The organism is Brevundimonas albigilva, assembly GCF_023503965.1.
GTDB lineage: Bacteria > Pseudomonadota > Alphaproteobacteria > Caulobacterales > Caulobacteraceae > Brevundimonas > Brevundimonas albigilva.
In genome coordinates this window covers 3,018,309-3,036,800 of record NZ_CP097298.1, presented here as the reverse complement: position 1 = coordinate 3,036,800, position 18,492 = coordinate 3,018,309, and the positions used below count along the sequence as shown (strand labels likewise).

At 68.4% G+C, this 18,492-nt stretch carries 26 protein-coding genes, 2 tRNA genes, 2 pseudogenes and 1 riboswitch; of the genes and pseudogenes, 7 read left to right on the top strand and 23 right to left on the bottom strand.

Going from position 1 to position 18,492, the window contains the following annotated elements; genetic code table 11:
- Window positions 1-14 precede the first annotated feature (14 nt).
- The 13 genes and pseudogenes from rpsQ to MU852_RS16030 form a co-directional block, all read right to left on the bottom strand.
- A complete protein-coding gene (gene rpsQ, locus MU852_RS16090) occupies window positions 15-257 on the bottom strand; it encodes a 30S ribosomal protein S17 (protein WP_219895809.1) in 243 nt (80 codons plus the stop codon).
- 10 nt (window positions 258-267) lie between these two features.
- Entirely contained in the window at window positions 268-465 is a 198-nt protein-coding gene (rpmC, locus tag MU852_RS16085; RefSeq protein WP_201216417.1) for a 50S ribosomal protein L29, read from the bottom strand.
- Window positions 465-901: pseudogene (gene rplP, locus MU852_RS16080) on the bottom strand (50S ribosomal protein L16). Before rplP ends, rpmC begins: the two are co-directional and overlap by 1 nt.
- Before the next feature lie 3 nt (window positions 902-904).
- On the bottom strand, window positions 905-1,660 hold the full coding sequence (rpsC, locus tag MU852_RS16075; protein ID WP_201216419.1) for a 30S ribosomal protein S3: 756 nt from the start codon (window positions 1,658-1,660) through the stop codon (window positions 905-907).
- A complete protein-coding gene (gene rplV / locus MU852_RS16070) occupies window positions 1,660-2,040 on the bottom strand; it encodes a 50S ribosomal protein L22 (protein ID WP_249750394.1) in 381 nt (126 codons plus the stop codon). Before rplV ends, rpsC begins: the two co-directional genes overlap by 1 nt.
- A 3-nt stretch (window positions 2,041-2,043) precedes the next feature.
- The gene (gene rpsS, locus MU852_RS16065; protein ID WP_007442184.1) at window positions 2,044-2,322 is read right to left on the bottom strand and encodes a 30S ribosomal protein S19; all 279 of its coding nucleotides are present in this window, start codon (window positions 2,320-2,322) and stop codon (window positions 2,044-2,046) included.
- Between the two features lie 2 nt (window positions 2,323-2,324).
- Complete coding sequence (gene rplB, locus MU852_RS16060) at window positions 2,325-3,161, bottom strand: 50S ribosomal protein L2 (protein ID WP_201216424.1); 837 nt, start codon at window positions 3,159-3,161, stop codon at window positions 2,325-2,327.
- Window positions 3,162-3,165: 4 nt separating this feature from the next.
- Window positions 3,166-3,468, bottom strand: coding sequence for a 50S ribosomal protein L23 (locus MU852_RS16055; protein ID WP_087119318.1), 303 nt, complete (start codon window positions 3,466-3,468; stop codon window positions 3,166-3,168).
- The gene (gene rplD / locus MU852_RS16050; protein WP_249750393.1) at window positions 3,468-4,106 is read right to left on the bottom strand and encodes a 50S ribosomal protein L4; all 639 of its coding nucleotides are present in this window, start codon (window positions 4,104-4,106) and stop codon (window positions 3,468-3,470) included. Before rplD ends, MU852_RS16055 begins: the two co-directional genes overlap by 1 nt.
- Complete coding sequence (gene rplC, locus MU852_RS16045; RefSeq protein ID WP_249750392.1) at window positions 4,106-4,867, bottom strand: 50S ribosomal protein L3; 762 nt, start codon at window positions 4,865-4,867, stop codon at window positions 4,106-4,108. The genes rplD and rplC overlap by 1 nt, the downstream gene beginning before the upstream one ends.
- A 21-nt stretch (window positions 4,868-4,888) precedes the next feature.
- Complete coding sequence (gene rpsJ, locus MU852_RS16040; protein WP_003164367.1) at window positions 4,889-5,194, bottom strand: 30S ribosomal protein S10; 306 nt, start codon at window positions 5,192-5,194, stop codon at window positions 4,889-4,891.
- A gap of 292 nt (window positions 5,195-5,486) precedes the next feature.
- A complete protein-coding gene (locus MU852_RS16035; protein ID WP_249750391.1) occupies window positions 5,487-5,825 on the bottom strand; it encodes an acyl-CoA thioesterase in 339 nt (112 codons plus the stop codon).
- Entirely contained in the window at window positions 5,768-6,223 is a 456-nt protein-coding gene (locus MU852_RS16030; protein ID WP_249750390.1) for an acyl-CoA thioesterase, read from the bottom strand. The genes MU852_RS16035 and MU852_RS16030 overlap by 58 nt, the downstream gene beginning before the upstream one ends.
- A gap of 157 nt (window positions 6,224-6,380) precedes the next feature.
- Window positions 6,381-6,600, bottom strand: a riboswitch (cobalamin riboswitch).
- 246 nt (window positions 6,601-6,846) lie between these two features.
- On the opposite strand from MU852_RS16030, the gene MU852_RS16025 reads away from it, so the two are divergent.
- Window positions 6,847-7,599 (top strand): porin, encoded by a 753-nt coding sequence (locus MU852_RS16025; protein ID WP_249750389.1) that lies wholly within the window; start codon window positions 6,847-6,849, stop codon window positions 7,597-7,599.
- Window positions 7,600-7,748: 149 nt separating this feature from the next.
- Here MU852_RS16025 and MU852_RS16020 read toward each other — a convergent pair whose 3' ends face one another.
- The 4 genes from MU852_RS16020 to MU852_RS16005 form a co-directional block, all read right to left on the bottom strand.
- Window positions 7,749-8,636 (bottom strand): GIN domain-containing protein, encoded by an 888-nt coding sequence (locus MU852_RS16020; RefSeq protein WP_249750388.1) that lies wholly within the window; start codon window positions 8,634-8,636, stop codon window positions 7,749-7,751.
- Window positions 8,637-8,730: 94 nt separating this feature from the next.
- A complete protein-coding gene (locus tag MU852_RS16015) occupies window positions 8,731-9,069 on the bottom strand; it encodes a hypothetical protein (protein WP_249750387.1) in 339 nt (112 codons plus the stop codon).
- Complete coding sequence (locus MU852_RS16010; RefSeq protein ID WP_249750386.1) at window positions 9,066-9,641, bottom strand: hypothetical protein; 576 nt, start codon at window positions 9,639-9,641, stop codon at window positions 9,066-9,068. Before MU852_RS16010 ends, MU852_RS16015 begins: the two co-directional genes overlap by 4 nt.
- 9 nt (window positions 9,642-9,650) lie before the next feature.
- Window positions 9,651-10,811 (bottom strand): GNAT family N-acetyltransferase, encoded by a 1,161-nt coding sequence (locus tag MU852_RS16005; protein ID WP_249750385.1) that lies wholly within the window; start codon window positions 10,809-10,811, stop codon window positions 9,651-9,653.
- Window positions 10,812-10,984: 173 nt separating this feature from the next.
- On the opposite strand from MU852_RS16005, the gene MU852_RS16000 reads away from it, so the two are divergent.
- Window positions 10,985-11,149, top strand: a complete 165-nt coding sequence (locus MU852_RS16000) for a hypothetical protein (protein ID WP_249750384.1) — start codon at window positions 10,985-10,987, stop codon at window positions 11,147-11,149.
- Between the two features lie 40 nt (window positions 11,150-11,189).
- Window positions 11,190-12,248: a L,D-transpeptidase family protein gene (locus MU852_RS15995; protein WP_249750383.1), complete on the top strand. Its 1,059-nt coding sequence runs from the start codon at window positions 11,190-11,192 to the stop codon at window positions 12,246-12,248.
- Here the strand turns inward: MU852_RS15995 and MU852_RS15990 are convergent.
- From MU852_RS15990 to MU852_RS15970, 5 genes and pseudogenes are all read right to left on the bottom strand, one after another.
- Window positions 12,245-13,840 (bottom strand): carboxylesterase/lipase family protein, encoded by a 1,596-nt coding sequence (locus tag MU852_RS15990; RefSeq protein WP_249750382.1) that lies wholly within the window; start codon window positions 13,838-13,840, stop codon window positions 12,245-12,247. The two genes, MU852_RS15995 and MU852_RS15990, sit on opposite strands and share 4 nt — an antisense overlap.
- A 244-nt stretch (window positions 13,841-14,084) precedes the next feature.
- On the bottom strand, window positions 14,085-14,591 hold the full coding sequence (locus MU852_RS15985) for an EF-Tu C-terminal domain-related protein (RefSeq protein WP_249750381.1): 507 nt from the start codon (window positions 14,589-14,591) through the stop codon (window positions 14,085-14,087).
- Window positions 14,585-15,272 (bottom strand): annotated as a pseudogene (locus MU852_RS15980) (GTP-binding protein). The gene MU852_RS15985 and the pseudogene MU852_RS15980 overlap by 7 nt, the downstream one beginning before the upstream one ends.
- Window positions 15,273-15,333: 61 nt before the next feature.
- A tRNA-Gly gene (locus tag MU852_RS15975) sits at window positions 15,334-15,407 on the bottom strand.
- Window positions 15,408-15,487: 80 nt separating this feature from the next.
- A tRNA-Tyr gene (locus tag MU852_RS15970) sits at window positions 15,488-15,570 on the bottom strand.
- Between the two features lie 150 nt (window positions 15,571-15,720).
- Here MU852_RS15970 and rlmB point away from each other — a divergent pair.
- The 3 genes from rlmB to MU852_RS15955 are packed head-to-tail and all read left to right on the top strand — an operon-like array spanning window position 15,721 to window position 17,775.
- Window positions 15,721-16,605: a 23S rRNA (guanosine(2251)-2'-O)-methyltransferase RlmB gene (gene rlmB, locus MU852_RS15965; protein ID WP_249750380.1), complete on the top strand. Its 885-nt coding sequence runs from the start codon at window positions 15,721-15,723 to the stop codon at window positions 16,603-16,605.
- 31 nt (window positions 16,606-16,636) lie between these two features.
- Window positions 16,637-17,443, top strand: coding sequence for a YjbE family putative metal transport protein (locus tag MU852_RS15960; RefSeq protein ID WP_249750379.1), 807 nt, complete (start codon window positions 16,637-16,639; stop codon window positions 17,441-17,443).
- Window positions 17,440-17,775, top strand: a complete 336-nt coding sequence (locus MU852_RS15955; RefSeq protein WP_249750378.1) for a rhodanese-like domain-containing protein — start codon at window positions 17,440-17,442, stop codon at window positions 17,773-17,775. Before MU852_RS15960 ends, MU852_RS15955 begins: the two co-directional genes overlap by 4 nt.
- On the opposite strand, the gene MU852_RS15950 is transcribed toward MU852_RS15955, so the two are convergent.
- Window positions 17,772-18,119: a carboxymuconolactone decarboxylase family protein gene (locus MU852_RS15950; protein ID WP_249750377.1), complete on the bottom strand. Its 348-nt coding sequence runs from the start codon at window positions 18,117-18,119 to the stop codon at window positions 17,772-17,774. The two genes, MU852_RS15955 and MU852_RS15950, sit on opposite strands and share 4 nt — an antisense overlap.
- Before the next feature lie 68 nt (window positions 18,120-18,187).
- On the opposite strand from MU852_RS15950, the gene MU852_RS15945 reads away from it, so the two are divergent.
- Window positions 18,188-18,490 (top strand): ArsR/SmtB family transcription factor, encoded by a 303-nt coding sequence (locus MU852_RS15945; protein ID WP_249750376.1) that lies wholly within the window; start codon window positions 18,188-18,190, stop codon window positions 18,488-18,490.
- Window positions 18,491-18,492: the final 2 nt, after the last annotated feature.

Here is an 18,492-nt window from a genome sequence, read left to right as displayed (position 1 = left end):
TCAGATCCTTCTGATTACGAGGCCGAGGCGGGGGAAAGGACTTCCCAACGCTTCAGCTTGGACTTGGGGGCGCACTCGACGATGCGAGCGACGTCGCCGACCTTGAGCGCGTTGGCTTCGTCGTGCGCGTGGTACTTCTTCGAAAGACGCACGGTCTTCTTCAGAACGGGGTGCAGCAGGGTGCGCTCCACCTTCACGACGACGGTCTTCTCGCCCTTGTCGGACACGACCACGCCTTCGAGAATTCGCTTGGGCATCTTCGTTTCCTTACGAGGCCGCACGCTTCTCGCGCAAAAGCGTCGAGATGCGGGCGATGTCCTTGCGCACTTCCGAGACCCGGTGGGTCTTTTCCATCTGGCCGGTGGCGGCCTGGAAGCGCAGGTTGAACTGTTCCTTCTTGAGCTTCAGCAGCTCGTCGGACAGCTGGTCGGCGGTTTGCGACCGGAGATCGGCGATCTTGGTCATTACGCGGCTTGCTCCGTGACGATGCCGGCGTCCAGGCGGGTCACCACCTTGGTGCGGACCGGCAGCTTGGCGGCGCCGAGGCGCAGCGCTTCACGCGCCACGTCGTCCGGCACGCCGTCGATTCGAACATGATGCGGCCCGGAGCGACGCGCGCGGCCCAGTGGTCCACGGCGCCCTTGCCCTTGCCCATCCGCACTTCGGCCGGCTTGCCCGTGACAGGCAGGTCGGGGAACACGCGGATCCACACCCGGCCCTGACGCTTCATCTGGCGGGTGATCGCGCGGCGGGCCGCCTCGATCTGACGCGCCGTGATGCGCTCGGGCTCCATGGTCTTCAGGCCGTAGGAGCCGAAGTTCAGCGAGAAGCCGCCCTTGGCCGAGCCGTGAATCCGGCCCTTGAAGGCCTTGCGGTACTTGGTCTTCTTCGGTTGCAACATGACTTAGTTCTCACGTCCCCGGTCGCGACGCGGACCGCGGTCGCCACGGGGGCCGCCGCGTTCGCGGCCTTCGTTCGAGGACGGGCCCGAGGCTTCCTGGGCCCAGCGCTTGTCCTGGGCCATCGGATCGTGCTCCAGGACCTCGCCCTTGAAGACCCAGACCTTGATGCCGATGATGCCGTAGGTCGTCTTGGCTTCGTAGAAGCCGTAGTCGATGTCGGCGCGCAGGGTGTGCAGCGGCACGCGGCCTTCGCGATACCACTCCATACGAGCGATTTCGGCGCCGCCCAGACGACCCGAGACGTTCATCCGGATGCCCTTGGCGCCCAGACGCATGGCCGACTGGATCGCGCGCTTCATCGCACGGCGGAAGGCCACGCGGCGCTCCAGCTGCTGGGCGATGTTCTCGGCGATCAGCTGCGCGTCGGTTTCCGGCTTGCGGACTTCGACGATGTTCAGGTGAACCTCGCCTTCGGTCTGGGCCGAGATGTCCTTGCGGAGCTTCTCGATGTCGGCGCCCTTCTTGCCGATCACGACGCCCGGACGGGCGGCGTAGATGGTGATGCGGCACTTCTTGTGCGGGCGCTCGATGATGATGCGCGACACGCCGGCGGCGGCCAGGCGTTCCTTCAGCCACTCGCGCAGCTTCAGGTCCTGGTGCAGCAGGCGGGCGTAGTCGGCGCCGCCGGCGAACCAGCGGCTGTCCCACGTGCGGTTCACGCCGAGGCGCAGACCGATCGGATTGATTTTCTGACCCATCAGGCGGCCTCGCCGGCTTCGCGGACCACGATGGTGATCTCGCTGAACGGTTTCAGGATGCGCGACGAACGACCGCGAGCACGGCTCGCGAAACGCTTCATCACCAGGTTCTTGCCCACGAAGGCCTCGGCGACGACCAGGTTGTCGATGTCGAGGTTGTGGTTGTTCTCGGCGTTCGAGACGGCCGAGTACAGGACCTTGCGGACGTCGGTGGCGATGCGCTTGCGGCTGAATTCCAGCTCGTTCAGCGCCTTCTGGACCGGCATGCCGCGGATCGAGGCGGCCACCAGGTTCAGCTTCTGCGGGCTGATGCGGACGTTGACCAGCTTGGCGCGGGCCTCGGTCGCACCGACGCGACGGGAGTTCTTGGTCTGGGCCATCGGTTACTTCCTCTTGGCCTTCTTGTCCGCCGCGTGGCCCGGGAAGTTCCGGGTCGGGGCGAACTCGCCGAACTTCATGCCGACCATCTCTTCCGAGACCGACACGGGAACGTGCTTCTGGCCATTGTGCACGCCGAACGTCAGACCGACGAACTGCGGCAGGATGGTGGAGCGGCGCGACCAGGTCTTGATCACGTCCTTGCGGCCCGACGATTGAACGGCGTCGGCCTTCTTGAGCAGATACCCGTCGACAAACGGGCCTTTCCAGGAGGAGCGGGCCATTCTTAGCGAGCCTTCTTCACGTGACGGCTACGGATGATGAACTTGTCCGTCGCCTTGTTCTTGCGGGTACGAGTGCCCTTGGTGTCCTTGCCCCACGGGGTGACCGGGGTGCGACCGCCAGAGGTCCGGCCTTCACCACCACCGTGCGGGTGGTCGATCGGGTTCATGGCCACGCCGCGGACGTGCGGGCGGAAGCCCATGTGACGCTTGCGGCCGGCCTTGCCCAGGTTCTGGTTCATGTGGTCGGGGTTCGAGACCGCGCCCACCGTGGCGATGCAGCCGTCCAGGACCATGCGCAGCTCGCCCGAGCCGAGACGGATCTGGGCGTAGCCCTGATCGCGGCCGACCAGCTGGGCGTAGGCGCCGGCCGAGCGGGCCAGTTGGGCGCCCTTGCCCGGCTTCATCTCGATGTTGTGGATGATCGTACCCACCGGCATCGAGCGCAGCGGCATGGCGTTGCCCGGCTTCACGTCGACCTTTTCGCCCGCCACGATCGTGTCGCCCGCCTTAAGGCGTTGCGGCGCGATGATGTAGGTCTTCTCGCCGTCCTCGTAGGTCACCAGCGCGATGAAGGCCGTGCGGTTCGGGTCGTATTCCAGACGCTCGACCGTGCCGACCGCGTCGAACTTGCGACGCTTGAAGTCGATCTTGCGGTACAGGGTCTTGGCGCCGCCGCCGCGGAAGCGAACGGCCACGCGACCGCCCTGCCCGCGACCGCCCGACTTGGTCAGGCCTTCGGTCAGCGACTTTTCCGGACGGCCCTTGTGGAGCTCGGACCGGTCGACCAGCACGAGGGCGCGGCGGCCCGGCGACGTCGGATTGTAGGTTTTCAAGGCCATCTGATCAGAGCCCCGTGGTGACGTCGATCGACTGGCCTTCGGCCAGCGTCACGATCGCTTTCTTGATGTCGACGCGACGACCGAGGATGCCCCGGAAGCGCTTGGTCTTGCCCTTTTGAACCAGGGTGTTGACCTTGACGACGTTGACCTTGAACAGGCTTTCGACCGCCGCGGCGATCTCGTCCTTGGACGCCGTGTCGGCGACGCGGAAGACGACCTTGTTCTGCTCGGACAGGATCGTGGCCTTCTCGGTGATCACCGGAGCCAGGATCGTGTCGTAGTGCTTGGCGGTAGGTTGAGCGGCCATTACGCGGCTTCCTTATCGCTGAAGCGGGCTTCGATCGCCTCGACGGCGGCCTTGGTCAGCACCAGCTTGTCGGCCCGCAGGATGTCATAGACGTTCAGGCCGGCGTTCGGCAGCACGTCGATGTGCGGGATGTTGCGGGCGGCAAGGCCGAAGTTGGCGTCGACTTCCGGACCCGCGATGATCAGGGCCTTGGTCCAGCCCAGCTTGCCGAACGTCTCGCGCAGGGCGGCCGTCTTGGCTTCCTTGACTGACAGGGCGTCGACCACGACCAGCTCGCCGGCCTTGACCTTCGAGGACAGGGCGTGACGCAGGGCCAGGGCGCGGACCTTCTTGGGCAGGTCGTAGCCGTGGTCGCGGACGACCGGGCCGAAGGCGCGCGAACCGCCGACGAACTGCGGCGCACGGCGCGAACCGTGACGAGCGCCGCCGGTGCCCTTCTGCTTGTACATCTTCTTGCCCGTACGAGAGTTCTCGTTGCGGGTCTGGACCTTGTGCGTGCCGGCGCGGCGCTTGGCCAGCTGCCAGTTGACGGTGCGGGCCAGCAGGTCGGCGCGGATGTCGGCGATGCCGAAGACGGCGTCCGACAGTTCCACGTCGCCGGCGGCCTTGCCGTCGAGCTTGATGACAGAGAGTTTCATTACGCTTCACCGCCTTCGGTCGCTTCGACGGCCGGCGCTTCTTCAGCGGGCGTCTCGGCGGGTTGAGCGGCCCCATTGGACTTGCCAGCCGACTTGACGGCGCCCGGGAACGGGGCGTCGGCCGGACGGGCCTTCTTGATGGCGTCGCGAACCTTGACGTAGGTGCCGTCGTGGCCCGGGACGGCGCCCTTGACCAGGATCAGGCCCCGCTCGGCGTCCACGCGGACGATGGTCAGGTTCTGGGTGGTGACGATTTCCGTGCCGTAGTGGCCGGCCATCTTCTTGCCGGGGAAGGTGCGGCCCGGGTCCTGACGGTTACCCGTCGAACCGTGCGAGCGGTGCGACACCGACACGCCGTGGGTGGCGCGCAAGCCCCCGAAGTTCCAGCGCTTCATGGCGCCGGAGAAACCCTTACCGATGGTCTCGCCCTGGATGTCGACCTTCTGGCCGACCAGGAAGTGGTCGGCCGACAGTTCGGAGCCCACGTCCAGCAGAGCGTCCGCGTCGACGCGGAACTCGGTGACATAGGCCTTGGGTTCGACCTCGGCCTTCGCGAAGACTTCGCGTTGGGCCTTGGCCGTGTTCTTGGCCTTCTTTACGCCAGCGCCCAGCTGGAGAGCGACGTATCCGTCACGCTCCTGGGTACGTTGGCCGACGACTTGGCAGCCGTCGAGCTGCAGCACAGTGACCGGAACGTGCGCGCCGTCATCGGCGAACACGCGGGTCATGCCCAGCTTCTTGGCGATCACGCCCGTGCGCATCGGATCCCGCCTCTTTCTTCTTTAGATCTTGATCTCGACGTCCACGCCGGCGGACAGGTCGAGCTTCATGAGCGCGTCCACGGTCTGCGGGGTGGGGTCGACGATGTCGAGCACGCGCTTGTGCGTGCGGATTTCAAACTGCTCGCGCGACTTCTTGTCGACGTGCGGCGAGCGGTTCACGGTGAACTTTTCGATCAGGGTCGGCAGCGGAATCGGACCGCGAACGGTCGCGCCGGTGCGCTTGGCGGTGTTGACGATCTCGCGCGTCGAAAAGTCGAGGACGCGGTGATCAAAGGCCTTGAGCCTGATGCGGATGCTTTGATCCATATCGGTGCTTACTTCCAATGCGGTCGGAGGACCGCGTCCCTGTGAACCATTTCAAAGACCGAAGGCCTTCGGGCACGAGGCCCTCAGGGTACGCAATCCGCAAAAACGATCGGCCCACGCAGTCGCCCGCGAAGGCCGTGAAGTCCCAAGAAGCTGCAAAGAACAGGTACTTAGGTCGTTCCTGCGAACCGCGTCTGCACCGAAGTGCACAGCCGGTCCAACAAGAGTGGCGGCTTATGCCTACCGATTCCGATTTCGTCAAGCGCCGAAAGCGAGGCCCCATCGGGAATTCTCAGGCCGCGATCGGCGTCGGTCGCCCGCCTTCGTCCACCGCCACCATGACGAACTCTGCGGCGGCCGCGCGGCGTCGTTCGCCGGTCCGCAGGTCCTCGCCCCACAGCTCCACCTCGACCGTGACCGAGGTGCGTCCGACCCGCGTCGGGCGCGAGGCCATCTCCACCATGTCGCCTTCTCTGATGGGACAGGTGAAGTCGATCCGATTAGTCGCGGCCATGACGATGACGCGGCGCGCGCGACGCGTGGCGCAGATGAAGGCCGCCTTGCCCATCAGCTTCAGGGCGTCCCCTCCGTAAAGCGTGCCGTAGTGATTGGTCCAGGCGGGAAAGACCATTTCGGCGGTCCTGAGCCACCCCCGTCCTCGGCCGCGTCATGCCCCGCGAGGGGCGGCAGGTCGCCCTGCCCCGCCTCTCGCGGCGCCACCATGTTGAAGACGCCGCGCGTGCACAGCCGGCGCTCGCCGCTGACCGGCGCCTCGGCCCACAGTTCGACCTCCACGCCCATCGACGTGCGGCCCACGCGCGCCACCCGGCCGGTGGCCTCCGCCATCTCGCCGATCCGGGCGGGCGCGGCGAAGTCGATCCGCTCGCAGCCCGCCGTCACCGTCGGTCGGCGGGCGTGGCGCGCCGCGGCCAGGAAGGCGACCTTGTCCAGGTGCGCCAGTCCGACGCCTCCGAACAGGGTGCCGTGATGGTTGGCGTCTCCCGGGAACACCATGTCGATCAGGGTCACGCTCACGTCGTCGCGGCCCGGGCGGGTTCGGATGTTTGAAAGGCGGTCATTCTTCGAAGCCTGTGCTGATGGCGAGGCTTCAGGCAGGGACGCACGAACGCCGGCGCGGACGATCGATCCGGCGGCGCACAGGCGGCCTGACCGGACACCCCGCCGGAGGACGTTATCTGTCGGGGCAGGTCTCCTGGCTCGCGGGTCACGGCTTCCGGTCCGGCCTTCCCGGGGCGAACCCCAGTGACACGAGATGGACCTTCGGCTCGCCGCTCACAGTTGCGGGGGCAGCGCCGGCGTTGATGCACAAAGGCGTCGCACCGGCTTCCCTCTTAGCTCCACGCAGTCCGAAAGCCGCGCGCAGAACCTCGACGCGGCCATCACACATGATCGCCGGCCGCGGTCAAGCTCGGCCGCCAAGCAAGGACAATGCGCCGGATTGCCGGCCTTTAACCGTTTCGCCCGAATAACCCCGAAACGGGAACACCTCTTGGCCACAATGCGTGGCGGATCGACAACATCCGTGCACGAACAATGTAGCCGGCGCCGATTCAAGGCACAGCTTCGGCCGCGGCCTGATAGCAGCCGCCTCCCCGAGCTCCCACTCGGGTCAGACTTCCAAGGAAAAAACAATGAAGACGCTCTTTCTCGCCTCGGCCGCCGCGGCCGCCCTGTTCGCCGCTCCGGCCCTGGCTCAGGACGCCGTCGGTTCGGTCGGCCTGACCTATTCGAACCCGTCGGTCGAAATCGCGGGCGACGACTTCGACGCCGACGTCTGGACCGTGGACGGCACGGTCGCCATCCCGGCCAACAACTGGACCGTGACCTTCAACGGCGCCATCGACTACGCCAAGGCCTATGGCGAGGACGACACCACCGGCGCCGCCGCCGCCCACCTGACCACCCTGGTCGCCGGCGACGTTCGCGTCGGCGGCTTCGTGGCCGGCAACGGCATCGGCTCGGGCGACACCGTCTATACGGTCGGCGCCGAAGCCCAGAAGTATCTGGCCGGTTCGACCCTGACGGGCGTGGTCGCCTACACCTCGGCCGACGACCTGGACGCCGACATCTGGACCGTCGGCGGCGACGCCGCCTTCTACGTGATGCCGAACCTGCGCCTGAACGCCGGCGTCAGCTACAACAACGTGGACGCCCAGCTCGGCGACGTCGACGCCTGGACCTACGGCGTGGGCGGCGAATACGAGTTCACCGGCACGCCCTTCTCGGTCGCCGCCGGCTACACCCGCGCCGACATCGACTCGATCGACGTCGACACCTGGTCGCTGGGTCTGCGCTACAGCTTCGGCGGCGGCCTGCAGGCGCGCGATCGCGCCGGCGCCGGCCTGAACGTCTCGTCGATCGCGAGCGTCCTGGGCGGCCTGTAAGCCTCGGCTTCGCCAAGACCTGAAATGTCACGGCCCCGGCGGAGCGATCCGCCGGGGTTTTCCTTTGCCCGCTTCGCGCCGCGCATGAAAAAGGCCCCCGGGGTTCCACGACCGGGGGCCTTTCCTCTCGCGGCGGAGAGACTCGGGTTCTAGCGCCCGATGTTCACGGTTCCCGACCCCACCACCGTTCGGGACACCTGTCCGGTGGCGGCGCCGACGCTGACGTCGCCCGATCCGGCGATGGCCACGCTCAGGTCGCGCGTGGTCCCGCCGAAGCGCACGTCGCCCGAGCCGCCGATGGCCACTGAAAGATCGCTCATCCGGCCCTCGCGGACGGTCACGTCGCCCGAGCCGCCGATGGAGATGTCGCCGGCGCCGTCGGCTCGCGCCACCAGCACGCTGCCGGACCCGCCCACGGCGGCGTCCAGGTCGCCCGTCGCCCCGGCCAAGATCGAGCCCGAGCCGCCGACCTTGGCGTCCAGCGACCGAGAGGTTCCCGCCCGGATCGAACCGGATCCCCCGACGCTCAGCGCCACCGCGCCGTCGGTGTTGGCCACGGTCCAGTCGCCGCACCCGCCGCTGCCCAGTTCGACCGAGCGCGCGCCGCGTCCGACCGCGCCGTAGACGGCGCCGCCGGCGCTGACGTCGACGTCGCGCGGGGTCCGCAGGACGATCAGCGGCGCGTCTTCCAGCCGGATGCGGCCCAGATCGCGCACCTCGACCACCGCGCCCTCGCCCGGCTGGCGCGCGCTGGACGGGCCGTTGTCGCAGCGGCGCACGCCGTCGTTCGAGCCGAACACGCCGCCCCGCCGCAATCCGCCGTCGATCCTGACGTCGCGTCCGCGGCGCTGGACCTCGATGCGAGGCAGGCGAGAGGCGCCTTGGGTGACTTCGACCCCGACGTCTTCGCGATCCTCGACGATGACGACGACGCGGGCGACCGCGTTGCGGATTTCGACCTCGGCGGCGGTCGCCGGCGCGGCCGCGCAGGCGGCGACGACGGCGGACGCGGCGGCGGCGAACAGTGCGGATTTCATGACGGCTTTCCCTTCCCTGATGTGAGGAAAAGGTGCGTCACCCCGCCGGCCCTGTCATTTTAACTCGAGGTCATGAACTCGAATTAACGCGCGTCTATCGGCCCAGCGCCCCTGCGCCGTCCGCCGCGCCGACCTCCGGCTCGAAGTCGCGCTCGAAGTGCGCGATCCGGCTTTTCAGCGCCCCCGCCCGCTTCAGGGCCAGAGAGGCCGCCCACCGCGCGGCCAGTTCCGGCGTGGCCATGCCGTCGGTGAAACGCGGGGCGCCGCCCCGGCTGCGGATGACCGCATTGGTGAACAGCGCCCCGTTTCGGAACCGCGACGGCCAGGTCTGGAAATCCATCGACAGACTGACGCAGAAGCGGTCCAGGTTCTCGACGCGGTGCGGCGCATAGAGCGGCCAGGTCAGCGCCCGTCCCGGCTCCAGATCCATCACCTGGGCGTCGCGCTCGAACGCGCCAGATCGTAGGGAAGCTCCTCGGTCGTCTGGCGCGCGACCACCTGCTCCATGTTGCGCTCGGGCAGATGCGCCTCGTCGCCCGGATAGACGAACAGCCGCTTTCGCCCCCGCAGATGGAACAGAACCACCCCCGCCGCGTCAAAGTGATAAGGCACCCGCGCCTTGGGCGACGACAGGATCAGCTGACCCGCCGTCTTGACCGCCCGCATCCCGGGATAGGCGGCCTGGATGGCGGCGAACTCCTTCATCGCCGCCTTCCACAGTTCGGGCCATCCTGTCTCGACTTGGCGCAGGTTGACCCACAGCCGCCCCTGCTTGATAGCCTCCAGAAGCTCGGCGCCCGACAGCCGGCCGCGCGCGCCCGTCCGCAGCGACACCTGCCCCGCCTCGTCGTAGTCGTACAAGTTGATGTCGAACAGTTCGGGCGGATAGCGGTCAAGGGTCGCCGCCAGCGCCGCGTCCTCCGCAAAGCCCTGCTCGACCAGGGTGTGGGGATGCGTCGCGGCTTGCGTGATCGGGCCGGGATAGCGGGTGCGACGGTCGGTCATGATCGTTCCTCAGGCGTGAGCGACGCGGGCGGGCGCCTTGCGGCGCGCCGCGATCTTGACGGCGGCGGAACGGGCGGCGACGGCGGCCCCGCGCAGACGCCCGGCCGGCGTGGCCTCGCACGCCTCGATCGTCGCCCATCGCCGCCGCAACGACGCCCTGATGGCTTCGCCGCGAACCCCGGTCCGGTCCAGGGCCCCGACCAGGGCGTCGGTCGCGACCCGCCCCAGTCCCGGCCGCATCACCACGGCCTCGCGCACCGTCTGGGTCTGGTTGACGAAATACTTCTTGTAGTGCTCGCCCTCGAAACCGAAGTCGAAGGTTCGGAACCCTTCCGCTCCGGCCAGACGCATCGTGTCCATGCTCAACAGTATGCCCGGCGAGCAGCGCGCCAGGCTGGGCTCGTAGGCGGGGAACCAGAAATGGTAGTGCCGACCCGCGTGCAGCGAGAACTCGATCGCGGTCAGCTTGTCGCCGCCGTGCATGGTCGCCAGGGAGGCGCCGAAGTCGGGCCGCGCCTCGGCCATCAGCGCGTGCAGCAGATCGCGCGTCCAGCCGCAGGCGAAGATGTCGTGCAGGCCCGAGCGCCGATACTGCGCCGCCTTCAGGTCGATCAGATGATCCAGAAGCGCCGGATCGCGCAAACCGTGCGCCACGGTGATCGGCCCCAGTTCGGCCTCCAGGCTGCGCCGCGCCCGCTCCTTGTCCTTGAAGAACTTGCCGAAGGTCGTCCGCCTTTCGGCGTACCAGGCGTCGAAACCCTCTTCCGGAAGCGCCGCCTGGACCGTGGTGCGCGCCTCCCCCGTCTGCGCCGCGCCGATCCATCCCGGAACGTTCAGCCTGCGCGCCTTCAGCAGGCGCGCCACGTCCTCCAGGCCGATCTCCTCGCCGATCGGCGCGATCACGCCGTGATAGTCGTTCATGGGCGCGCCCAGGGGCTGCACCGAGCCGCCGCGCCGCTGATGCGGGAAGAACCCCGCCGTCTCCCTCCCGCGACGGAACACCGCCACCGCCGCGCCGGGACAGACCCGCGAGGCGATCTCCGCATAGTCCCAGCGAAAATAGGGGCTTCTCAGCGCCGGATTGCTTGTCGACCAGGCGCGCCACAGGGCGGTGTCGGCGGCGTCCAGCGCCTCCGCCTTCACGATCTCGACCTGCAGCGTTTCGGCCATGCTCTTTCCTTCTGCAGCCCGCGCCAGCAAGAGCCGTTCCGTTGTCGCATCCTGCCGACGGCTTGTTTCGGCACGGTTCATTGACATGGTGAACGCGTGTTGACGGGAGCCTGCGCCGATCCGGAGCGTTGCACGGGGGCGGACGCCGCTGCTCCGCTTTGCGAGACACGACCATGACCGACTCCCGCCCCGACGACCGCAAGGTGGAAAACGAGAACCAGCGCGCGCCCGCGCGCGAGGGCGAGCCGCCCCGGCCGGCGACCGAGCCCCGCGGATCGGAGGGCTCCAGCAACTCCGGCGAGACCCGCACCGACCCCGCCACCGGTCGCGAAAACTGATCCGTCCGCCAATTCCGCTGTCCACAGTTCAAGAGTCGCCATGATCTCCCGCCTTCCCCTCCTCGCCGCGGGCGCGGTCGTTTCCCTGTCCGCCGCGGGGCTGTCCGCCTGCAGCCCGTCGTCTCCGCCGCCCGCCGAACAGGCGATGCCCGGCGAGACCGGGCCCTTGTCGCGCGACGCCATCGAAAACACCGCCTATTCCCCGCCCGCCGTCCGGGGTCAGCCGCCGGCCGACCCAGCCGATGCGCCGGCCCAGCCGAACCCGGCCCTGATCCGCGCTCAGGTCCTTCTGGAGCGCGCGCGTTTTTCACCGGGGGCCATCGACGGCCTGGCCGGTTCCAACATGAGACAGGCGGTCGCCGCGTTCGAGAAGGCCAACGACCTGCCGGTGGACGGCGAACTGGACGCCGAGGTCATGGCCCGCCTTCGCGCGGGCGGCACGGGCGCCGTGACCACCACCTACGCGATCACGCAACAGGACGTCGCCGGGCCCTATCTGGGAACCGTGCCGACCGACCTGGCCCAGCAGGGCGAGGCCCCGCACATGGGCTACGCCAATGTGGTCGAGGCCCTGGCCGAGCGGTTCCATGTGACCGAGGCGCTCCTGCGCGCGATGAACCCCGGCGCGGACTTCACGCGCGTCGGGCAAAAGCTGCTGGTGCCGGCGGTGGACAACACCCCGCTTCCGGCCGATGTCGACCACATCGACGTCGACAAGGCCGAAGGCTCAGTCAGGGCGTTCGCCGCGGACGGGCGGCTGCTGGCCTACTACCCGGCCACGATCGGCAGCGGGGACAATCCGACCCCGACCGGCACGGTCAAGGTCAACGGCGTCGCCCGCAATCCGGACTACGTCTATGACCCGTCCAAGCTCAGCTACGGCGATCTGGACCACAAGGTGGTGGTCAAGCCGGGGCCCAACAATCCCGTCGGCGTGGTCTGGATCGACCTGAACAAGCCCAGCTACGGCATCCACGGCGCGCCCGATCCCGAGACGATCGGCAAGACCGCCTCGCATGGCTGCGTCCGCCTGACCAACTGGGACGCCTGGGAATTGGCCGACAAGGTCAAGCCCGGCGTGACGGTGCGCTTCCTCTAGGGCGCCGCGGCGCCGAAGGGCGTGCCGTCCCAGAACGCGCACTGGTGCCGTTGGAAGAAGGTGTCGTCCAGATGGTCGCCATCGGGGGCGAAAACCCGGATCGGTCCCGCGCCCTCCACGCGGGGCCAACCGGGGCCGAAGTCGGATTGGCCGAACTCGGCCCACAGGCGGCGCATCCGTTCGGACAAGGCCGCCTGTTCCGGCGTGAAGCGGCCGACGTCGGCGAAGATCCAGCTGGTCCCGAACACATAGGCCAGTTCGCTGGCGTGATAGGCGCCCAGATCCAGTCCCACCAGCCATTCGGGCAGGCGGAACGGCGCGTTCCGGTCCGCGAACTCATAGCCCCATACCGGAGCATGGCGCGCGATCAGCCGACGCAGGGCCTGCGACGGACAGGCGAACCGCTGGGCCGTGAAGTTGGCGGCGATGGCGTAGGCCGGCCCTTCCTCCCCGACGGGATACCGCTCCAGCACGCGCGGGCCGATGTCGCCGTACATCCAGACCGTCTCCTTTCGGTAGCGGTCCATGTCCTTGACCTCGTTGGCGAACAGCCGCCCCTCGTCCAGGTTCGTCCCGATGATGGCGGGCACGCGCGCGAACCGTCCCTCCGCGAAGGCGACGGCCGGGTTTTCAGGCACGACGGCGTCGCTGTGGACCGGCCCCCACGACCCCGGCCCGTTGATTCCGGCCCTCAGCGAAGCCGCCCGCGACAGCCGCCAGGCCGGCAAGGCCCTCAGGCAGGCCACGGCGGCCTCGCCCTTGCACCCCAGCCGCTCGGCGAAGGCGGGACCGCCTTGCGCCGCCGCCTCGGCGCTGACCAGCGACGACGGTTCCAGGCAGCCGCCGCTCTGCAGGATGACGCGCTGGAACAGTCCCCTCGCCTGGGGCGCCGTCATCAGATAGCAGGCCGACCACGCCCCGGCGCTCTCGGCGAACAGGGTGACATTGGCCGGGTCTCCCCCGAAGGCGGCGATGTTGTCGCGTGTCCAGCGTAGGGCGGCCAACTGATCCATCAGGCCGAAGTTTCCGCCGAAGCCTTCGCCGTCGGCCTGAAAGCCGGGATGCGCCAGCCAGCCGATCGCGCCCAGGCGATAGTTGACCGTGACCACCACCCGGTCCTGTTCGCGCGCCAGCCGGCTGGGATCGTAGTTGGCCCCGCCGCCCACGGTGAAGGCGCCGCCGGGAATGTAGAGCATGACCGGCCGGCCCTGCGAGCCGCCGGCAGGGGCGTAGATGTTCAGATAGAGACAGTCCTCGGAGCCGACCGCCACACCGCCGCCGCCGCCCAGGATGGCGCGCTTGCCGATGGCCTGGGTGCAGTCCGGGCCGATCCGCGTGGCGTCGCGCTCGCCGCGCCAGGGCTCGACCGGCTGCGGCGCCCGCCAGCGCAGGGTCCCCACCGGCGGCCGCGCGAAGGGCACGCCCAGGAACGCCCGCACCCCGTCGCCTTCGACGCCCCTCAGGTCGCCATCATGCGTCGTGGCGGTCACGGTCCGCGCATCGGCGGCGAAGCGCACGTGGTCCACGGCGCCTGGATGCACCGCGCAGGCGCCCAGCGCGAGGAGACAGGCCAGCAGAAGAATCAAACGCATGGGCGACCAGGATCGGGAGGAACCGTCACAATACCTGAGCCGCCCCTCGGTTTCCTTCCCCGGACGCAGAAACAGCCCCCGGATCGCTCCGGGGGCCGCTCTTATGCGATTGTCTCGTCTGTCTCTCTCGGCCTCAAGCAGCGCGAAGCGCGTCAGGCCGAGAGGGGCGTTACTCGACGATCTTGGCCCCTGCGGGAGCATGGCTCCCGCAGCATCGCAAGGATGCGTGGCCTGGGATCGTCGATTACTCGACGATCTTGGCCACGACGCCGGCGCCGACGGTGCGACCGCCTTCACGGATGGCGAAGCGCAGGCCCTGGTCCATGGCGATCGGGGTGATCAGCTCGACGTTCAGCTCGGCGTTGTCGCCCGGCATGATCATCTCGACGCCTTCCTTCAGGTGCACGATGCCGGTCACGTCGGTCGTGCGGAAGTAGAACTGCGGGCGGTAGTTGGTGAAGAACGGCGTGTGGCGGCCGCCTTCTTCCTTGGTCAGGATGTAGGCCTCGGCCAGGAACTTGGTGTGCGGGGTGATCGAACCCGGCTTGCACAGGACCTGACCGCGCTCGACGTCCTCACGCTTGGTGCCGCGCAGCAGCACGCCGACGTTGTCGCCCGCCTCGCCCTGGTCCAGCAGCTTGCGGAACATTTCCACGCCCGTGCAGGTCGTCTTCTGGACCGGACGGATGCCGACGATCTCGACTTCCTCGCCGACCTTGATCACGCCCTTCTCGACGCGACCCGTCACCACGTGCCGCGGCCCGAGATCGAGAACACGTCTTCCACCGGCATCAGGAACGGCTGGTCCACCGGACGGGCCGGCTGCGGGATGTAGGCGTCGACCGTCTCCATCAGCGCCAGCACGCGCTGCTCGCCGATCTCCGGGTTCACGCCGTCGGTCGCGGCCTTGGCCGAGCCCTTGGTGATCGGGATTTCGTCGCCCGGGAACTGGTAGCTGCTCAGCAGCTCGCGCACTTCCATCTCGACCAGCTCCAGCAGCTCTTCGTCGTCGACCAGGTCGACCTTGTTCATGAAGACCACCAGCGCCGGCACGCCGACCTGACGGGCCAGGAGGATGTGCTCGCGCGTCTGCGGCATCGGGCCGTCCGCGGCCGAAACCACCAGGATCGCGCCGTCCATCTGCGCCGCGCCCGTGATCATGTTCTTCACATAGTCGGCGTGGCCCGGGCAGTCGACGTGGGCGTAGTGACGGTTGGCCGTCTCATATTCCACGTGCGCCGTGTTGATCGATGCCGCGCGCCTTCTCTTCCGGCGCCGCGTCGATGTCGGCGTAGTTCATCGCCTTCGCACCGCCCGCCTTCGCCAGCGTCATCGTGATCGCCGCCGTCAGCGTCGTCTTGCCGTGGTCGACGTGACCGATCGTGCCGATGTTGCAGTGCGGCTTCGTGCGTTCGAACTTTTCCTTGGCCATGGCCAAAACTCCTCGAGGCCCTGGTCCGTCAGCGGAGGGGCGCGATGCTGATCAAAAAACCTGGAGCGGGTAGACGGGATCGAACCGACATCCTCAGCTTGGAAGGCTGCTGCACTACCATTGTGCTATACCCGCGCGGAGACTGCGGAAGTTCTTGGGGAACGCCGCAGCCGGTTCCTCTCCGTCGTCCTGATCCGTCGTGTTCGAAAGGCGCGTGGTGGGGGAAGTAGGACTCGAACCTACGAAGCTTACGCAGGGGATTTACAGTCCCCCCCTTTGCCGCTCGGGACATTCCCCCAACGCGCTCTGTCGAACCGCCGGACCCCTCGTTCCGCCCATCAAGGGAAGCGGGACGAAACAAAAGCCTTCGGCTTGCCGCCTCCTCTGCGATAGAGGGGGCGCCCAGACCCGAAAGCCCCTGGGGCTCCAAATCGGAGGGCGTCTTATAGTGTCGTCGAAATCAGAACGCAACGACCGTAAAAGCGGTAAAAAACAGGCCTTCGCCGGCCGCCCCGGCGCGCCTCGAGACCGGGCAGAAAAGCCCGCCGGCAAAGGGTTTGCGGCCCGCGAAGAGGCGCCGCGTCCTGCGCGCGGCGCCGAGCGAGGCCGGGCCGACGCCGACAATTTCCTCTGGGGCCGGCACCCCGTCCTGGCCGCTCTGGCGAATCCCGCCCGGCGCGGGACCGGCCGGCTGCTGGCCACGCCCGAGCGCGCGGCCGAGATCGAGGCCGGCGATCTGGCCCACGGCCATCGCATCGAGACGATCGATCCCCAGGCCCTGACCCGCATGCTGCCGCCCGGGGCGGTGCACCAGGGCCTGGCCTTCAAGGTCCAGCCGCTGGAAGGCGTGGCGCTGGAGGACCTTGCCGAACCCGCGCAGGGCGTGATCGTCATGCTGGACCAGCTGACCGACCCCCAGAACGTGGGAGCCATCTTCCGCTCGGCCCTGGCCTTCGGCGCGCGCGGGATCGTGGTGCAGGACCGTCACGCCCCCGCCCTGGCCGGCGCCCTGGCCAAGGCCGCGGTCGGCGCCACCGAACGCCTGCCGCACGCCCGCGTGACCAATCTCAGCCGCGCGCTGGAACGGCTGGCGGACCTGGGCTGGCGCGCCGTCGGTCTGGACGGCGCGGGCGAGCAGACCCTGGAAGAGGCCCTGGACGCCCAGCCGACCGTCCTGGTCATGGGCTCGGAAGGCGACGGCATCCGCCGCCTGGTGGCCGAACACTGCGACGTGCTGGCCAAGATTCCCATGCCCGGCGGCTTCGAGAGCCTGAACGTCTCCAACGCCGCCGCCGTGGCGCTTTATGAGGCGGCGCGCGCGCAACGCGGCTGACAGATTGCCGCACCGGCGCTAGAGAGCGGGCATGGACGTCCTCTCCTCCCCCGAACTCGTCAGTCAACTCACCGCCCTGGGCCAGGTCCTGCTGATGGACCTGGTGCTGGCCGGCGACAACGCCGTGGCCGTGGGCCTGGCCGCCGCCGCCCTGCCCCAGGACCAGCGCAAGAAGGCGATCCTGGTCGGCCTGGCCGCCGCCGTGGTCATGCGGATCGGCTTCGCCCTGATCACGGTCCAGCTTCTGGCGCTGGTGGGTCTGTTGCTGGCCGGCGGCCTGCTGCTGCTCTGGGTGTGCTGGAAGATGTGGCGCGAACTGCGCGAGCAGGCGACGCACGATCAGGCCGAGGCGGAGGCCGAGCTGCAGCTGGCCCTGAGCATCGAGCACGGCACGGGCCCCTCGCCCGAGGAGCTCGGCGTCAAGCGCAAGTCGTTCGGCGCGGCGCTGGTCCAGATCATGATCGCCGACATCACCATGTCGCTGGACAATGTGCTGGCCGTCGCCGGCGCCGCGCACGAGCATCCGTGGATCATGGTCTTTGGCCTGATCCTGTCGATCGCCCTGATGGGGGTGGCCGCCACCTACATCGCCAAGCTGCTGCACCGCTTCCGCTGGATCGGCTACGTCGGCCTGGTGGTGGTCCTGTATGTGGCCCTGCACATGATCTGGGACGGCGCGCGCCAGGTGGTGGTCCGCACCGGAAACACCGAGCAGTTCAACGCCTCCGCCCCCGCCTTCCTGGAGATCGGCCCCGAAGAGGCCGCCCACCACCTGGGCCGACAAGGCGCCGGGGACGGTCACGCCCCCGCCCCGGCCGAACCGGACGCCGCCCGATGAGCGTGGCGACGGTCTCGGTCGAGGAGGCCGCCGCCTGGCTCCAGGCGGGCGAGGCCGTTCTGATCGACGTGCGCGAGCCGGACGAATACGCCGCCGCGCGCATCGAAGGCGCGATCCTGGCCCCGCTCAGCCAGATGCCGGCCGCCTGGGACGCGCTGGACCTGCCGGCCGACAAGAAGATCGTGGTTCAGTGCCTGAAGGGCGGACGCAGCCACCAGGTCTGCGCCTTCGTGGGCCCGACCGCCGCCGACGGCCAGCCGGTCTTCAACCTGACCGGCGGCATCCAGGCCTGGCACGCCGCCGGCCTGCCCGTGATCTTCGCCGAATCCTAGGCCGCCTCGGCGAACTGATCGAAGGCGCGCAGGGCGTCGGCCGCGTACATGAGGGCCGGCCCGCCGCCCATATAGACGCACATGGCCATGACCTCGGCGATCTCGTCGCGCGTCGCGCCCAAGTCCGTCAGCGCCCTGGCGTGAAAGCCGATGCAGCCGTCGCATCGCTGCGCGACGCCGATCGCCAGGGCGATCATCTCCTTCGTCTTCTTGTCGACCGCGCCGTCCGCCGTCGCGCCCTTCGCCAGGGCCGAGAACGCCTGCATGGGCTCCGGCTGGGCGCGGCGAAGTTCACCGATGTAGGTCGAGATGTCGCGTGTCAGCGCCGCATAGTCCCTGGCCACGGGAGCCTCCTTTTCAATTTATATTTTTATGATATGATCAAATCATGAAATGTAAAGACGCCCTCGTCATGGAGCTGACCGACGCCCTGCCGCCCCGCGCGGACGAGGCGGCGGCCTTCCTTAAAAGCCTGGCCAATCCCCACCGCCTGCTGATCCTGTGCGCCCTGGCTCAAGGCGAACGGAACGTCTCGACCCTGATCGAGGAGACCGGCGTGGCCCCCACGTCGATGTCCCAGCACCTGTCGAAGCTGAAGGACGAGGGCGTGGTCGACTTCCGTCGCGACCATCGCACCCTCACCTATTTCATCGCCCATCCGGCGGCGGTCGAGATCATGACCGTTCTCTACGCCCATTTCTGCGCAAAGGACTGACC

Excerpts from the sequence above, each read along its gene's own strand:
- MU852_RS16025 (WP_249750389.1), top strand. The coding sequence starts at position 6,847 with ATGAAGACGCTCTTTCTCGCCTCGGCCGCCGCGGCCGCCCTGTTCGCC.
- rpsJ (WP_003164367.1), bottom strand. The coding sequence starts at position 5,194 with ATGGATCAAAGCATCCGCATCAGGCTCAAGGCCTTTGATCACCGCGTC.
- rplD (WP_249750393.1), bottom strand. The coding sequence starts at position 4,106 with ATGAAACTCTCTGTCATCAAGCTCGACGGCAAGGCCGCCGGCGACGTG.
- MU852_RS16020 (WP_249750388.1), bottom strand. The coding sequence starts at position 8,636 with ATGAAATCCGCACTGTTCGCCGCCGCCGCGTCCGCCGTCGTCGCCGCC.
- MU852_RS16055 (WP_087119318.1), bottom strand. The coding sequence starts at position 3,468 with ATGGCCGCTCAACCTACCGCCAAGCACTACGACACGATCCTGGCTCCG.
- rpsS (WP_007442184.1), bottom strand. The coding sequence starts at position 2,322 with ATGGCCCGCTCCTCCTGGAAAGGCCCGTTTGTCGACGGGTATCTGCTC.
- MU852_RS16005 (WP_249750385.1), bottom strand. The coding sequence starts at position 10,811 with ATGGCCGAAACGCTGCAGGTCGAGATCGTGAAGGCGGAGGCGCTGGAC.
- MU852_RS16010 (WP_249750386.1), bottom strand. The coding sequence starts at position 9,641 with ATGACCGACCGTCGCACCCGCTATCCCGGCCCGATCACGCAAGCCGCG.
- MU852_RS15990 (WP_249750382.1), bottom strand. The coding sequence starts at position 13,840 with ATGCGTTTGATTCTTCTGCTGGCCTGTCTCCTCGCGCTGGGCGCCTGC.
- MU852_RS15995 (WP_249750383.1), top strand. The coding sequence starts at position 11,190 with ATGATCTCCCGCCTTCCCCTCCTCGCCGCGGGCGCGGTCGTTTCCCTG.
- MU852_RS16035 (WP_249750391.1), bottom strand. The coding sequence starts at position 5,825 with ATGGTCTTTCCCGCCTGGACCAATCACTACGGCACGCTTTACGGAGGG.
- MU852_RS15960 (WP_249750379.1), top strand. The coding sequence starts at position 16,637 with ATGGACGTCCTCTCCTCCCCCGAACTCGTCAGTCAACTCACCGCCCTG.
- rpmC (WP_201216417.1), bottom strand. The coding sequence starts at position 465 with ATGACCAAGATCGCCGATCTCCGGTCGCAAACCGCCGACCAGCTGTCC.
- rplV (WP_249750394.1), bottom strand. The coding sequence starts at position 2,040 with ATGGCCCAGACCAAGAACTCCCGTCGCGTCGGTGCGACCGAGGCCCGC.
- MU852_RS15945 (WP_249750376.1), top strand. The coding sequence starts at position 18,188 with ATGGAGCTGACCGACGCCCTGCCGCCCCGCGCGGACGAGGCGGCGGCC.
- MU852_RS15955 (WP_249750378.1), top strand. The coding sequence starts at position 17,440 with ATGAGCGTGGCGACGGTCTCGGTCGAGGAGGCCGCCGCCTGGCTCCAG.
- rpsC (WP_201216419.1), bottom strand. The coding sequence starts at position 1,660 with ATGGGTCAGAAAATCAATCCGATCGGTCTGCGCCTCGGCGTGAACCGC.
- rpsQ (WP_219895809.1), bottom strand. The coding sequence starts at position 257 with ATGCCCAAGCGAATTCTCGAAGGCGTGGTCGTGTCCGACAAGGGCGAG.
- MU852_RS16000 (WP_249750384.1), top strand. The coding sequence starts at position 10,985 with ATGACCGACTCCCGCCCCGACGACCGCAAGGTGGAAAACGAGAACCAG.
- rplB (WP_201216424.1), bottom strand. The coding sequence starts at position 3,161 with ATGGCCTTGAAAACCTACAATCCGACGTCGCCGGGCCGCCGCGCCCTC.
- rplC (WP_249750392.1), bottom strand. The coding sequence starts at position 4,867 with ATGCGCACGGGCGTGATCGCCAAGAAGCTGGGCATGACCCGCGTGTTC.